13 protein-coding genes and 3 tRNA genes are annotated in these 13,017 nt (G+C 69.2%); 8 read left to right on the plus strand and 8 right to left on the minus strand.

Annotated features, from left to right (window positions below; genetic code table 11):
* Positions 1–140: 140 nt before the first annotated feature.
* Both ACWFRJ_RS35850 and ACWFRJ_RS35855 read left to right on the plus strand, forming a co-directional pair.
* On the plus strand, positions 141–1,634 hold the full coding sequence (locus ACWFRJ_RS35850) for a N,N-dimethylformamidase beta subunit family domain-containing protein (RefSeq protein ID WP_453540743.1): 1,494 nt from the start codon (positions 141–143) through the stop codon (positions 1,632–1,634).
* Positions 1,635–1,752: 118 nt separating this feature from the next.
* Positions 1,753–2,649, plus strand: a complete 897-nt coding sequence (locus ACWFRJ_RS35855) for a phosphoribosylaminoimidazolesuccinocarboxamide synthase (protein ID WP_453540746.1) — start codon at positions 1,753–1,755, stop codon at positions 2,647–2,649.
* Between the two features lie 71 nt (positions 2,650–2,720).
* On the opposite strand, the gene ACWFRJ_RS35860 is transcribed toward ACWFRJ_RS35855, so the two are convergent.
* From ACWFRJ_RS35860 to ACWFRJ_RS35895, 8 genes are all read right to left on the minus strand, one after another.
* A tRNA-Gly gene (locus tag ACWFRJ_RS35860) sits at positions 2,721–2,796 on the minus strand.
* 23 nt (positions 2,797–2,819) lie between these two features.
* On the minus strand, positions 2,820–3,428 hold the full coding sequence (locus tag ACWFRJ_RS35865; protein ID WP_249589031.1) for a response regulator transcription factor: 609 nt from the start codon (positions 3,426–3,428) through the stop codon (positions 2,820–2,822).
* On the minus strand, positions 3,425–4,759 hold the full coding sequence (locus ACWFRJ_RS35870; protein WP_453540749.1) for a sensor histidine kinase: 1,335 nt from the start codon (positions 4,757–4,759) through the stop codon (positions 3,425–3,427). Before ACWFRJ_RS35870 ends, ACWFRJ_RS35865 begins: the two co-directional genes overlap by 4 nt.
* Positions 4,760–4,782: 23 nt before the next feature.
* Positions 4,783–5,577, minus strand: coding sequence for an ABC transporter permease (locus ACWFRJ_RS35875; protein WP_453540752.1), 795 nt, complete (start codon positions 5,575–5,577; stop codon positions 4,783–4,785).
* Complete coding sequence (locus ACWFRJ_RS35880; RefSeq protein WP_453540755.1) at positions 5,574–6,545, minus strand: ABC transporter ATP-binding protein; 972 nt, start codon at positions 6,543–6,545, stop codon at positions 5,574–5,576. Before ACWFRJ_RS35880 ends, ACWFRJ_RS35875 begins: the two co-directional genes overlap by 4 nt.
* A 139-nt stretch (positions 6,546–6,684) precedes the next feature.
* Positions 6,685–6,760: transfer RNA gene (locus ACWFRJ_RS35885), tRNA-Gly, on the minus strand.
* Positions 6,761–6,839: 79 nt separating this feature from the next.
* Positions 6,840–6,911 (minus strand) — tRNA-Gly (locus tag ACWFRJ_RS35890).
* Positions 6,912–7,035: 124 nt separating this feature from the next.
* Entirely contained in the window at positions 7,036–7,353 is a 318-nt protein-coding gene (locus ACWFRJ_RS35895; protein WP_453540758.1) for a histone-like nucleoid-structuring protein Lsr2, read from the minus strand.
* A gap of 345 nt (positions 7,354–7,698) precedes the next feature.
* Here ACWFRJ_RS35895 and purS point away from each other — a divergent pair, with 345 nt between their 5' ends.
* The 6 genes from purS (at position 7,699) to ACWFRJ_RS35925 (ending at position 13,008) form a co-directional block, all read left to right on the plus strand.
* A complete protein-coding gene (purS, locus tag ACWFRJ_RS35900) occupies positions 7,699–7,950 on the plus strand; it encodes a phosphoribosylformylglycinamidine synthase subunit PurS (protein WP_135332092.1) in 252 nt (83 codons plus the stop codon).
* Positions 7,947–8,627, plus strand: coding sequence for a phosphoribosylformylglycinamidine synthase subunit PurQ (purQ, locus tag ACWFRJ_RS35905; RefSeq protein ID WP_453540761.1), 681 nt, complete (start codon positions 7,947–7,949; stop codon positions 8,625–8,627). The genes purS and purQ overlap by 4 nt, the downstream gene beginning before the upstream one ends.
* The gene (gene purL / locus ACWFRJ_RS35910; RefSeq protein WP_453540764.1) at positions 8,627–10,876 is read left to right on the plus strand and encodes a phosphoribosylformylglycinamidine synthase subunit PurL; all 2,250 of its coding nucleotides are present in this window, start codon (positions 8,627–8,629) and stop codon (positions 10,874–10,876) included. Before purQ ends, purL begins: the two co-directional genes overlap by 1 nt.
* A 104-nt stretch (positions 10,877–10,980) precedes the next feature.
* Positions 10,981–11,484, plus strand: coding sequence for an ArsR/SmtB family transcription factor (locus ACWFRJ_RS35915; RefSeq protein WP_453540767.1), 504 nt, complete (start codon positions 10,981–10,983; stop codon positions 11,482–11,484).
* 43 nt (positions 11,485–11,527) lie between these two features.
* Complete coding sequence (locus ACWFRJ_RS35920) at positions 11,528–12,364, plus strand: M23 family metallopeptidase (RefSeq protein ID WP_453540770.1); 837 nt, start codon at positions 11,528–11,530, stop codon at positions 12,362–12,364.
* Positions 12,365–12,369: 5 nt separating this feature from the next.
* Complete coding sequence (locus tag ACWFRJ_RS35925) at positions 12,370–13,008, plus strand: TetR/AcrR family transcriptional regulator (protein WP_453540773.1); 639 nt, start codon at positions 12,370–12,372, stop codon at positions 13,006–13,008.
* Positions 13,009–13,017: the final 9 nt, after the last annotated feature.

Genomic DNA, 13,017 nt, shown 5'->3' on the forward strand with positions numbered 1-13,017 from the left:
ACGGAGTGCGTGCGTAATGTGATGTGCTGGGACCGACCGCCGTACGGGACATGCCATCAGGGCCATCACACGGACAACGGAGCAACCCGCACCGCACGGTGCAGAGCAATCTCGGGGGAGCGGCAAGGGAGGGGTGTCACATGGGGTCGGAGCAGATCCGCAGGTGGGAATCGGGCGCCCTGGCGCACGCCGTGACCGACCCCTTCGGGCAGGGGCCGCTGCCCTGGCTCCGAGGCGCCGAGCACTACTTCGACGACACGGGCCAGGTCGTCCCCTGGTACGTAGACCACGCCCCGGCCCCCGGCGCGCAGAACATCCCCGCGCCCCGCAACCGCGTCCGTACGAACGGCCCCCGCACTGCCGACGACGTGCACGGCCAGATCAAGGGCTTCGCCTCCACCGGTGCCGCCGCCCCCGGCGAGGCGATCGACTTCCACGTGACGGTGGACCCGCCCCAGCAGTTCAGCGTCGACATCTACCGCATCGGGCACTACGGCGGCGACGGCGCCAGCAAGATCAGCACGAGCCCCCGTCTCTCCGGCATCGTCCAGCCGCCCCCGCTCACCGCCGACCGCACGGTCTCCTGCCACCACTGGTGGCTCTCCTGGCGTCTGCAGATCCCGAGTTTCTGGAGCGTCGGGGCGTACGTGGCGGTCCTCACGACGGTCGACGGATACCGCTCGCACGTCCCGTTCACGGTCCGCGACGACAGCCGCGCCGATCTGCTCCTGCTCCTGCCGGACATCACCTGGCAGGCCTACAACCTCTACCCCGAGGACGGGCGCACGGGCGCCAGCCTCTACCACGCGTGGGACGAGAAGGGCCGCCTCCTGGGCGAGAGCGAGGCCGCCCACACGGTCTCCTTCGACCGTCCGTACGCGGGCGCGGGACTGCCCCTGCACGTCGGCCACGCCTACGACTTCATCCGCTGGGCCGAGCGGTACGGCTACGACCTCGCGTACGCCGACACCCGCGACCTGCACGCGGGACGCATCGACCCGACCCGCTACCGGGGCCTGGTCTTCCCCGGCCACGACGAGTACTGGTCGTCGAACATGCGCCGCACCACGGAGGAGGCCCGCGAGTACGGCACATCGCTCGTCTTCCTCTCCGCCAACACCATGTACTGGCAGGTGGAGTTGAGCCCTTCACCGTCCGGCGTGGAGGACCGCCTGCTCACCTGCCGCAAGCGGCACGGCCCCGGAAAACCGGCCCTCTGGCGGGAGCAGGACAAGGCCGAGCAGCAGCTCCTCGGCATTCAGTACGCGGGCCGGGTCCCGGAGCCCGCCCCCCTCGTCGTGCGCAACGCCGACCACTGGCTGTGGGAGGCGACCGGCGCACACGACGGGGACGAGCTGGCTGGCCTGGTCGCGGGCGAGGCCGACCGCTACTTCCCGCGCACCGCGCTTCCGGAGCACACGGACCGCATGCTCCTCGCCCACTCCCCGTACGAGGACTCCGAGGGCGTCAAACGCCACCAGGAGTCGTCCCTCTACCGCGCCCCGTCCGGCGCCCTGGTCTTCGCCTCCGGCACCTTCGCCTGGTCCCCGGCGCTCGACCGCCCCGGCCACGTGGACACCCGCGTCCAACGCGCCACGGCCAACCTCCTGGACCGCATCTGCAAACGGGACTGACGCCCCCGGACGCCCACCGACACTGTCCACAGGCGCCCACCGACCTCCCCCCTGGCCGCGAGCCCTCTCCCCATGCGGGAGAATCGGCAGTACTCAGTCAGAACCACGGGGAGGAACCGTGTCCGGATTCGTAGAAAAGCCCGAGCCCCTTCAGGTGCCGGGCCTGGTGCATGTGCACACCGGCAAGGTGCGCGACCTGTACCAGAACGAGGCGGGCGACCTCGTGATGGTCGCGAGCGACCGCATGTCCGCCTACGACTGGGTGCTGCCCACGGAGATCCCTGACAAGGGCAGGGTCCTCACGCAGCTCTCCCTGTGGTGGTTCGACCAGCTCGCCGACCTCGTCCCCAACCACGTCATCTCCACCGACCTGCCGCCCGGCGCCCCCGCCGACTGGGAGGGCCGCACCACGGTCTGCACGTCCCTGCGGATGGTCCCGGTCGAGTGCGTCGCCCGCGGCTATCTCACGGGCTCCGGCCTGGCCGAGTACAACGAGTCGCGCACCGTCTGCGGCCTCGCCCTGCCCGACGGTCTGAGCGACGGCTCCGAGCTGCCCGCGGCGATCTTCACGCCCGCCACGAAGGCGGAGGTCGGCGAGCACGACGAGAACGTGAACTACGAGGAAGTGGCCCGCCAGGTCGGCGCGGACACGGCGGCCCAGCTGCGCCAGGCGACCCTCGCGGTCTACAGCCGCGCCCGTGACATCGCCCGCGAACGCGGCGTGATCCTCGCCGACACGAAGTTCGAGTTCGGCTTCGACGGGGACGACCTCGTCATCGCCGACGAGGTCCTGACCCCGGACTCGTCCCGCTTCTGGCCCGCGGACAGCTGGGAACCGGGCCACGCCCAGCCGTCGTTCGACAAGCAGTTCGTACGCGACTGGCTGACCTCGCCGGCCTCCGGCTGGGACCGCAAGAGCGAGCAGCCGCCGCCCCCGCTCCCGCAGGACGTGGTGGACGCCACCCGCGCCAAGTACATCGAGGCGTACGAGCGCCTGACGGGTCTGTCCTGGTAGGGACGCAACACAAAGACACAGACGAAAGAACCCCCGGCGCCGAGGAGCCGGGGGTTCTTTCTTTGTTGCTATGGAGCGGACGACCAGGTTCGAACTGGCGACCTCAACCTTGGCAAGGTTGCGCTCTACCAACTGAGCTACGTCCGCGCTGCGCCGAAGCGCGAGCCCAACTATACCCAACCTCGCTCGCGTGCGAGACGCACCGCGGCATGACGGTTCTCCGCCCCGGTCTTCGTGACGGCCGACGAGAGGTAATTGCGGACGGTCCCCTGGGACAGCGCGGCCCGCTCGGCGATCTCCGCGACGGGCGCACCGTCGGCGGCCAGTTCGAGCACTTCTGCCTCACGAGCGGTCAGCGGAGAGTCCCCGGCGGAGATCGCGTCGGCGGCCAACTCCGGGTCCACATAGCGGTTACCTGCGTGAACGGTACGGATGATCTCGGCGAGGCGCTGTGCGCTCACGGTCTTCGGCACGAAGCCCCGAACCCCCACCGCGAGCGCCCGTTTGAGATGCCCCGGTCTGCCATGACTCGTCACGATCATGGTGCGGCAGTGCGGCAGTTCGTCCCGGAGAGATGTGGCCACAGTCACACCGTCGGCGCCCGGCATCTCCAGATCGAGCACGGCCACATCGGGCCGGTGCGCCCGCGCCATGGCAAGGGCCTCGGGCCCCGACGCGGCCTCCGCGACCACGACGAGATCGTCCTCAAGCGCGAGGAGCGCGGCGAGAGCACCGCGGATGAGGTGCTCGTCGTCGGCGAGCAGTACGCGCAGGCTCATGGAGTGACCCTTTCAGTTTCAGCGTCAGCATCAGCTTCCTGATGGCTGCCCTGCTGGGGGCCGTGGGGGCCGTCCTGTTGACGGTCTTCGCGCAGCCTGGTCAGCGGCACCTCCGCGGCAAGGCGGAACCGACCGTCGCCGGACGCGAAGTCCAGCGTCCCGCCCACCGCCGCGAGCCGCTCACGGAGCCCGGCGAGGCCGGAGCCCTTCCTGCCCTCAGGCGCGGCGACCTCGGGCACCCCGTCGTTCTCTACGACAAGGGACGTACGTTCATCAGCGATCGTCAGGGTGATGTCGCACCGCTGCGCGTCCCCGTGCCGCAGCACATTGGTGGTCGCCTCCCGTACGACCCACCCCAGCGCCGACTGCACCGGGACAGGAAGGCCCGCGGACGACCCGGACACCCGGCAGTCGATCCCCGCCGCCTCAAGAACCCCTTGCGCACCGGCGAGTTCGACCGCGAGGTCGGCCTCCCGATACCCACGGACCACTTCCCGCACCTCCCGCTGCGACTCCTGCGCGATCCGCTGCACCTCGACCATCTGGTCGACCGCCTCGGGCCGCCCCCGCCTTGCCAACTGCACCGCCAACTCGCTCTTCAGCGCGATGACCGCGAGATTGCGCCCCATCACGTCGTGCAGGTCACGCCCGAACCGCAGCCGCTCCTCGGCCACCGCGAGCCGCGCCTCGACCTCGCGGGCCCGTACGGACTCCCACATCACGGAGAGCGTCCAGGCGCCGCAGCGCGAGGAGCCCAGGGTCAGGAGGCCGGCGAAGGCGATCATCAGGGCGAGCCCGACGAGCTGCCCGCCGCGCATCCCGGCGGCGGCGTACGCCCCCACGACCACGACGTCGAGGACGGCGAAATGGACGAGGAAGGAGCGGACCGGCACGGCGAAGGCGAGCGCCTGGCCGTAAGGGACGGCGAGGAAAAGCGTCGCGAAGCTGAGCACCCCGTCCTTGACGCCGTCGATCGCCGTCAGGGTGACGGCAAGAGCCACCGCGGCGCCCATGAGGGCGCGTGCCACGGCCAGATCGCGGCGCGGCATCTCCGCGCGCTTCAGATAGTGGTCGACCGACCGCCGCAGCGTGCGGTTGACGTGCACGGACTGCAGGGCGGCCACCGCGATCAGCGTCCAGCCCAGGAACAGCGACACGGACTCGTGCCGCAAGTTGAGGCCCAGCGGCAGCGAACCCCAGCTGAGGAAGAAGATCCACGGCATGGCGTGCCACATGGCCATGCTCTGGAGTTCGACCTTCTCGATCTTGCTCCCCTCACGCCACCTCCGCTGACCCTCCCGCTGCCACCCCCGCACCCGGCCGCCGACCACGTCTGACCCCTTCCTCAACTTCCTCAACGCCGCGGCTCCCAGCGGAACCACCGGCGTACAGCAAACACCGAGACCACGGTCCAGGCCACCGCGGTGGCGAGGGTGCCCAGGGTCTCGGCCCCGGAGAGATCCCCGGTCCAGCCGCCGCGCACCAGCTCGATCACCGGCGAGAGGGGAAGGAACTCACAGATCGAGGCGACCTTGTCGGGCATGACCTCGAAGGGGATGAAGAGGCCCGAGCCGAACATCGACGCGAACGTCAGAGGCATGCCCATGACCTGCGCGGACTCCACGGACCTGCTGAAGCTGGCGGTGACCGCGGCGAGGGCGGTGAACATCACCAGACCGAGCAGTACCCCGATCACTGCGAGATGGGGTGCGCTGGGCGCCCCCGCGTCGAGGAGCACCGAACAGCCGATCGCGAGGACGACGCACTGCGTCAGGCCGATGGCGACCGAGGGCAGCGCGGCCCCGGCGAGGATCTCCGGGTCCCGCAGCTCTCCGGTGCGCAGCCGCTTGAGGACCAGTTCCTCGCGACGGGCGGCGAAGACGGTGGTCAGCGCCGAGTAGACGGCGAAGAGCAGGGAGATGCCGATGGCGCCCGGCACCACGACGGCTCCGATCGAGAGGCCGTTGGCCTTCAGATCCATGCCGCCCGCGATCTGGCGCAGGCTGACCGGCATGGCGAGCGGCACGAAGAGGGCCGCGAACAAGGTGCCCTTCGTACGCCCCAGCAACGTCAGCTCGGCCCGCGCGAGCGCCCACATCCGCCCAGCGGGGGTCGTCGTCGCTGCCGGGGTCATGGTCGTCGTACTCATGCCACCGTCTCCTTCCGCGCCGCACCTGCGGCACCTGCGGTATCCGCGGCACCCTCGGCGTCCCGCGCGATCCGCAGGAACGCCTCCTCCAGCGAAGCCGCGCGCACGTCGAGCCTGCCGAGTGAGACATCGGCGTCCCGCGCCCACAGCAGCAGCCCCGTGGCCGCCCGCTGCAACTCGTGCGTCAGCAGCCGGACCCGGCTGCCGACCACCTCGTGCTCGCTCACCCCGAGCTCGGCGAGCGGCGGCAGATCTCCTACGAAGTAGCCGCTGGGAAGTTCGAAGGAGACGTGCGACGGCTGCTCGGCCACCACGTCGGCCACCCGCCCTTCGGTGGCGATCCGCCCCTCGTGCATGATCGCGAGCCGGTCGGCGAGGTTCTCGGCCTCTTCGAGGTAGTGCGTGGTGAGCAGCACGGTCGTGCCGCTGTCGCGCAGTGCCCGCACCAACTCCCAGGTCTCGCGCCGCCCTTCGGCGTCGAGCCCGGTCGTCGGTTCGTCGAGGAAGAGCACTTCGGGCTGCCCGATGAGCGCCGTCGCGAGATCGAGCCGCCGCTTCTCGCCCCCGGACAGCATCTTCACGCGGACGCCGGAGCGCTTGCCGAGCCCCACGATCTCCAGGGCTTCTCCGGTGGGGCGGGCGCCGCTGGTGCACCCGGCCCACATCTGTACGGTCTCGGCCACCGTCAGCTCCGAGGGGAAACCACCCTCCTGGAGCATCACGCCGATCCGGTGGCGCACGGCGCCGCGTTCGGCGTACGGATCGTGTCCGAGCACCCGCACCTGCCCGCCGGCGGGTGCGGCGAGGCCTTCGAGCAGTTCGAGGGTCGAGGTCTTGCCCGCGCCGTTCGTCCCGAGCAGCGCGAAGAGCTCACCCCGGCCGACGGAGAACGAGATTCCCCGGACCGCCTCGAAACCGCCCCCGTACACGCGCCGTAGATCGGTCACGTCGATCACTTGGTCAGTCATGACTTGAGCGTCCCCCGGCCACGGACGCCGGAGCAGTGCGCGCTGTCACCGGCTCACATGACAAATGTCAGAAGGCGATCAGCGGGAAGGGGAGACACACGAAAAAGACCCCGGTCGCGATGACCGGGGCCTTCTTCTCTGGAGCGAACGACGAGGTTCGAACTCGCGACCTCAACCTTGGCAAGGTTGCGCTCTACCAACTGAGCTACGTTCGCATTGCCTCCGACCAGCTCTCACTGATCGGCGCGGGCACCAGCCTACCGCACTCGAAAGAGTGCCTGGTCGGCGATGCAGAGCGGGTGACAGGAATTGCACACTGCGCCTTCCCCCTGGAAGGGGGATGTTCTACTACTGAACTACACCCGCAAGACTCCGTGAGGTTCGGGCCTTTCGGCCTTGCCCCTCGGCGTGTTCCAAACTCTAGCCGACCAGCGGGGGTGCAGGTCAAGTCGGTTGCCGAGGGGCCCTCCTGGCCAGGCGTCGGCCGAGGTCAGTTCGCTGCCTCGAAGGCCTCGTAGACCTTCTTCGGGATGCGGCCGCGCGGCGGCACGTCCATCTGGTGCGAGCGGGCCCAGGCGCGCACCGCCGCCGGGTTCGCGGCCACCGTCGTGTGCTTGTAGGCCTTGCCGGACTTCGACTGCTTGCGGGCCGCGTCCAGGAACGGGGCAAGTGCCTTGCGCAGTTTCTTGGCATTGGTTTGATTGAGGTCGATCTCGTACGACTTGCCGTCAAGACCGAAGGCGATCGTCTCGGCCGCATCCCCGCCGTCGATGTCGTCAGAGAGAGTGACTACGACACGCTGCGCCACGAATATCGGTCCCTTCGTGCGGCTCCACCGCGTTGACGTGCGGGGATGCCGACTGTCCGGCTGTTATGGGCACTGTTATGTGCAAAGCATCGGCTAATGCCATTTCCTTTGTACAGTGCCTGGCAATGCATTGTGAAGCCCGACTAAATCCGTCCGCGTGTCCGGACGCAATGGTGATGCGTGATCTTTTCCGGGATTTTTCGCGAAGGTGCCCTGTTCGATGCGTGAGTATGAGCAGGAACGTGACCGTCCTCACGTAGGTTTCTACGAATCTACGCGAGTAGAATTTTTGTGCGGGTAGTCTGAAGGGACCGCTCAGCCAGCACCACAACACCGGGAGTGCCAGTGGCACGCGTCGTAGTCGACGTCATGCTCAAGCCGGAGATCCTCGACCCCCAGGGCCAGGCGGTGCAGCGTGCACTTCCGCGCCTCGGTTTCAAGGGGATCGCCGACGTACGTCAGGGAAAGCGCTTCGAACTCGAGGTGGACGGGCCCGTCGATGACGCAGCCCTCGCCCGTATCCACGAGATGGCGGAAACCTTCCTCGCCAACACCGTGATCGAAGACTTCTTCGTAAAGGTGGAGGAAGAGAAGTGACTGCTCGAATCGGAGTCGTCACTTTCCCCGGAACCCTCGACGACCGCGACACTCAGCGCGCCGTCCGCGTCGCCGGCGCCGAAGCCGTGCCGCTCTGGCACCGGGACAAGGACCTGAAGCAGGTCGACGCCGTGGTGCTTCCCGGCGGATTCTCGTACGGCGACTATCTGCGGGCCGGAGCCATTTCACGGTTTTCGCCCGTCATGGAGTCGGTCATCGAGCAGGCGAAGGCCGGGATGCCGGTTCTCGGTATCTGCAACGGCTTCCAGGTGCTCACCGAGTCCCACCTGCTCCCCGGCGCGATGCTGAAGAACAACCACCTGCACTTCATCTGCCGCGACCAGAAGCTGCGCGTGGAGACGGCCGACACCGCCTGGACCGCTGACTACGAAGTCGGCCAGGAGATCTCCGTACCGCTGAAGAACATCGACGGCCGTTACGTCGCCGATGAGCGGACCCTGGACATGCTGGAGGCCGAGGGGCGGGTCGTCTTCCGCTACCTCGACGTCAATCCCAATGGCTCGCTGCGCGACATCGCCGGTGTCTCGAACGCCGCGGGCAACGTCGTGGGCCTCATGCCGCACCCCGAGCACGCCGTCGAGCCGCTGATCGGGACCGGTGGCACCGACGGTCTGGGATTCTTCACCTCGATCCTGAAGAAGCTGGTCAACGTCTGATGACTCTGGACACCGTCAAGCACGCCGCCGAGACCCCCGAGGTCAAGCTGCCCTGGGCCGAACTGGGCCTGAAGGAAGACGAGTACGCCCGCGTACGCGAGATCCTGGGCCGCCGTCCCACCGGCGCCGAGCTCGCCATGTACTCCGTCATGTGGTCAGAGCACTGCTCGTACAAGAGCAGCAAGGTCCACCTGCGCCAGTTCGGCGAGAAGGCCCCCGAGAACGACGCGATGCTCGTCGGCATCGGCGAGAACGCCGGTGTCGTCGACGTCGGCAACGGTTACGCGGTCACCTTCAAGGTCGAGTCGCACAACCACCCCTCGTACGTCGAGCCCTACCAGGGCGCGGCCACCGGTGTCGGCGGCATCGTCCGCGACATCATCGCGATGGGCGCGCGCCCGGTCGCGGTCGTGGACCCGCTGCGGATGGGCGCCGCCGACCACCCCGACACGAAGCGTGTCCTTCCGGGTGTCGTCGCGGGCATCGGCGGCTACGGCAACTGCCTGGGCCTGCCGAACATCGGCGGAGAGCTCGTCTTCGACGCCTGCTACCAGGGCAACCCGCTGGTCAACGCCGGTGCCATCGGCGTCATGCGGCACGAGGACATCCACCTCGCCAAGGCGAGCGGCCCCGGCAACAAGGTCATCCTCTACGGGGCCCGGACGGGCGGCGACGGCATCGGCGGCGCCTCGATCCTGGCCTCCGAGACCTTCGACGACACCAAGCCGTCGAAGCGTCCGGCCGTGCAGGTCGGCGACCCCTTCCAGGAGAAGCTCCTCATCGAGTGCACCCTGGAGGCCTTCGCCGAGAAGCTCGTCGTCGGCATCCAGGACCTGGGCGCCGCCGGACTCTCCTGCGCGACCTCGGAGCTCGCGTCCAACGGCTCCGGCGGCATGCGCGTCGAGCTCGACGACGTACCGCTTCGCGACTCCACGCTCACTCCCGAGGAAATCCTCATGAGCGAGTCGCAGGAGCGCATGTGCGCGGTCGTCGAGCCGGAGAAGGTCGAGCGCTTCCTCGCGATCTGCGAGAAGTGGGACGTCATCGCCACCGTCGTCGGTGAAGTGACGGACGGCGACCGGCTTGAGATCTTCTGGCACGGCGAGAAGATCGTCGACCTCGACCCGCGCACCGTCGCCCACGACGGCCCGGTCTACGAGCGCCCCTACGCACGGCCGAAGTGGCAGGACGCCCTCCAGGCGGACGACGCCAACAAGCTGGCACGCCCGGCGGACTCGAAGGAGCTGCGCGACCAGGTCCTCGCGGTCGTCGCGTCGCCGAACCAGGCCTCGAAGGCGTGGGTCACCGACCAGTACGACCGTTTCGTGCAGGGCAACACGGTGCTCGCGCAGCCCGAGGACTCCGGCATGGTCCGCATCGACGAGGAGACCGGCCTCGGTGTCGCCCTCGCCAACGACGGCAACGGCCGCTACTCGAAGCTCGACCCGTACGCGGGTGCGCAGCTCGCTCTCTCGGAGGCGTACCGCAACGTCGCCGCGACCGGCGCACGCCCGCTCGCCGTCTCGGACTGCCTGAACTTCGGTTCGCCCGAGGACCCGGACGTCATGTGGCAGTTCGCCGAGACCACCCGTGGCCTCGCCGACGCCTGCCAGATCCTGGGCACCCCGGTGACCGGCGGCAACGTATCGCTCTACAACCAGACCGGTGAGGCGGCGATCCACCCGACGCCCGTCGTCTCCGTCCTCGGTGTGATCGACGACGTGGCACGGCGCACGCCGATCGGTTTCGCCGAAGAGGGCCAGCTGCTCTACCTCCTCGGTGACACCACCGAGGAGTTCGGCGGCTCGGCCTGGTCGCAGGTCGTCCACGACCACCTCGGCGGGCTTCCCCCGAAGGTCGACCTGGAGCGTGAGCGGCTGCTCGCCGAGATCCTCATCTCGGGCTCGCGCGACGGCATGATCGACGCGGCGCACGACCTCTCCGACGGTGGCCTCGCGCAGGCCGTCGCCGAGTCCTGCCTCCGTGGCGGGAAGGGCGCGCGCCTCGTCGTCCCGGACGGCCTTGACGCGTTCACCCTGCTGTTCAGTGAGTCGGCAGGGAGGGCGGTCGTCTCCGTCCCGCGCTCCGAGGAGCTGCGCTTCACCGACATGTGCGGGGCGCGCGGGCTTCCCGCGACGCGCGTCGGTGTGGTCGACGGCGACGCCGTCGAGCTGCAGGGCGAGTTCACGCTGACGCTGGGCGAGATCCGTGAGGCGCACGAGGGGACTCTTCCGGGGCTCTTCGCCTGACCTTGCTTTTCCCTCCTCGAAGCCCCCGCCGGGGCCTGTCGGTCCCGGCGGGGGCTTCGTCGTCTCTGCTTGCTTGCTGTTACGTAATTACGTAATCTCGATACATGGATCTGGAAGAGCGCGTCGCGGAGCTAGAGCGCCGCATGGCCGAGCTGGAGAGCGCGTCGGAGGCCGCCGCACCCGCTGTCGGCGAAGGGGACTTGTGGGCCCTGGAGGCGCTGAAGGCCCGGCTGCCCCAGTCCCAAGTCCCGGACGGCGCGGTGGTGTTCACCGGGGCGGTCCGGCTGCCGATGGGCGAGCGGTACGAGTGGCAGTACGGCCACACCACCGAGCAGCTCCTCGGCGACGACTGGTCAGAGGCCGCCGAGTCCTTCGCCGCGCTCGGGCATCCCGTGCGGCTGCGGCTCCTGCGGGAGATCATCGGCGGCCGGCGCACCGCGGCCGAGCTCGCCGAACTCGACGAGACCGGCACGACCGGCCAGATCTACCACCACCTGCGCCAACTGACCGGCGCGGGCTGGCTGCACACCACGGGGCGTGGCCGCCACGAGGTTCCCGCGGGGCGCGTCGTCCCGCTGCTCGTGGTGCTTTCCGCCGCGCGGCCCTGAACCGACCACTGACCACTGACCGCCGACCGTTGGGGGAACCGCCATGTCCGTACGTCAGCGCAAGTTCGCGGTACGGCTCCAGTATCTGCTGGTGCTGTACGTCGTCGTCCAGGTGATCGCCGGTTCCTTCGTGGACCTGCCGTACCCGTACTGGGCGGGCTGGATCCCGATCGCCGGAGTGATCGTGATCGCCCTCGCCCGGCGCAGGGCAGCCAGCAAGGGGATAGCGGCCGTACCCCGGGCCGCCGAGGAGATCGCCCCGCCCGTCACCGGCCGCTGGTCCGCGCTGAACAGCCCCGCCGACAAGGTGCCGAGCCACGGCACGCACTCCTTCGGGCAGACCTACGCCATCGACATCGTGGCCGAGCCGGACAGCGAGGCACGCCCTGCCTTCGCCTGGCTGTGGCCGATCGTCCGGCGCAACAACGCCTTTCCCGCCTTCGGGGCCCCGCTGCTCGCCGTCGCCGATGCCACCGTCGTCCACGCGGAGGACGGCCAGCGTGACCACCTCAGCCGCAACTCCCTCGCCGCGCTCGCCTACTTGATGATCGTCGAGGCCATCGTCCGGAGCCTGGGCGGCGCCCGCCGCATCGTCGGCAACCACATCGTGCTCGACCTCGGCGACGGAACGTACGCCATGTACGCGCACGTCCAGCGGGGTTCGCTCGCGGTCCGCGCCGGGGACAAGGTCGAGGCAGGGCAGGTCATGGCCCGCTGCGGCAACTCCGGCAACTCCACCGAACCCCACGTGCACTTCCAGCTGATGGACGGTCCCGACCTGGACACCGCGCGGGGTGTGCCGTTCCGCTGGAGCGGTGTCGGGGTGCCCGCGGGCGGCGAGACGTTCACGGTGGGGGAAGAGGCCGTCCCGGTACCGTGACCTGCATGACTGACGAGCTGGGGCTGCGTGCGCGCAAGAAGATGCAGACGGCCTCACGTATCTGGCGGGCGGCGGTGGATCTCTGCTCGGAGCGGGGCTTCGACCACGTCTCCGTGGCGGAGATCGCCGAGGCCGCCGAGGTGTCGAAGATGACCGTCTTCAACTACTTCGGCACCAAGGAAGGCATCATCGTCAGCCCTTTGGAGGAGCACGTCGGCGACCCGGCCCGCGCGGTGCGCGAGCGGCAGCCGGGGCAGTCCGCGGTCGACGCCATGCGCGGGCAGTTCCTGGCGCAGATCGCCGGGCGCGACCCCGCGGTCAGCCTCAGCGGCGACCCGCGCGCCCTCAAGGTGCGCCAGCTCATCAGCGATACACCGACCCTCGCGCACCGCATGGTCGGCTTCCACATGAGCAGCGTCCAGCTCCTCACGGACGCGCTCGCCGAGGAGACGGGCGACACGCTCCTCGCACGCGTCGCCGCCTCGCAGCTGATCGGCGCCCGCAACGCGCTCATCATGGAGAACCACCGGCGCACGCTCGACGGTGACCCGATGGACGAGATCGCCGAGGACTGCGCGCTGGCCACCGAACGTGTCTTCGGCCAGGTGGAAAAGGGTCTCCAGGGGTACCCCGGGAAGAATTAGGCTCGCCCC

The organism is Streptomyces sp. NPDC055239 (assembly GCF_053606205.1).

Coding starts and splice junctions, on each gene's coding strand:
- ACWFRJ_RS35850 (WP_453540743.1), top strand. CDS start 141: ATGGGGTCGGAGCAGATCCGCAGGTGGGAATCGGGCGCCCTGGCGCAC.
- ACWFRJ_RS35920 (WP_453540770.1), top strand. CDS start 11,528: ATGTCCGTACGTCAGCGCAAGTTCGCGGTACGGCTCCAGTATCTGCTG.
- ACWFRJ_RS35915 (WP_453540767.1), top strand. CDS start 10,981: ATGGATCTGGAAGAGCGCGTCGCGGAGCTAGAGCGCCGCATGGCCGAG.
- ACWFRJ_RS35865 (WP_249589031.1), bottom strand. CDS start 3,428: ATGAGCCTGCGCGTACTGCTCGCCGACGACGAGCACCTCATCCGCGGT.
- ACWFRJ_RS35880 (WP_453540755.1), bottom strand. CDS start 6,545: ATGACTGACCAAGTGATCGACGTGACCGATCTACGGCGCGTGTACGGG.
- ACWFRJ_RS35925 (WP_453540773.1), top strand. CDS start 12,370: ATGACTGACGAGCTGGGGCTGCGTGCGCGCAAGAAGATGCAGACGGCC.
- purL (WP_453540764.1), top strand. CDS start 8,627: ATGACTCTGGACACCGTCAAGCACGCCGCCGAGACCCCCGAGGTCAAG.
- ACWFRJ_RS35875 (WP_453540752.1), bottom strand. CDS start 5,577: ATGAGTACGACGACCATGACCCCGGCAGCGACGACGACCCCCGCTGGG.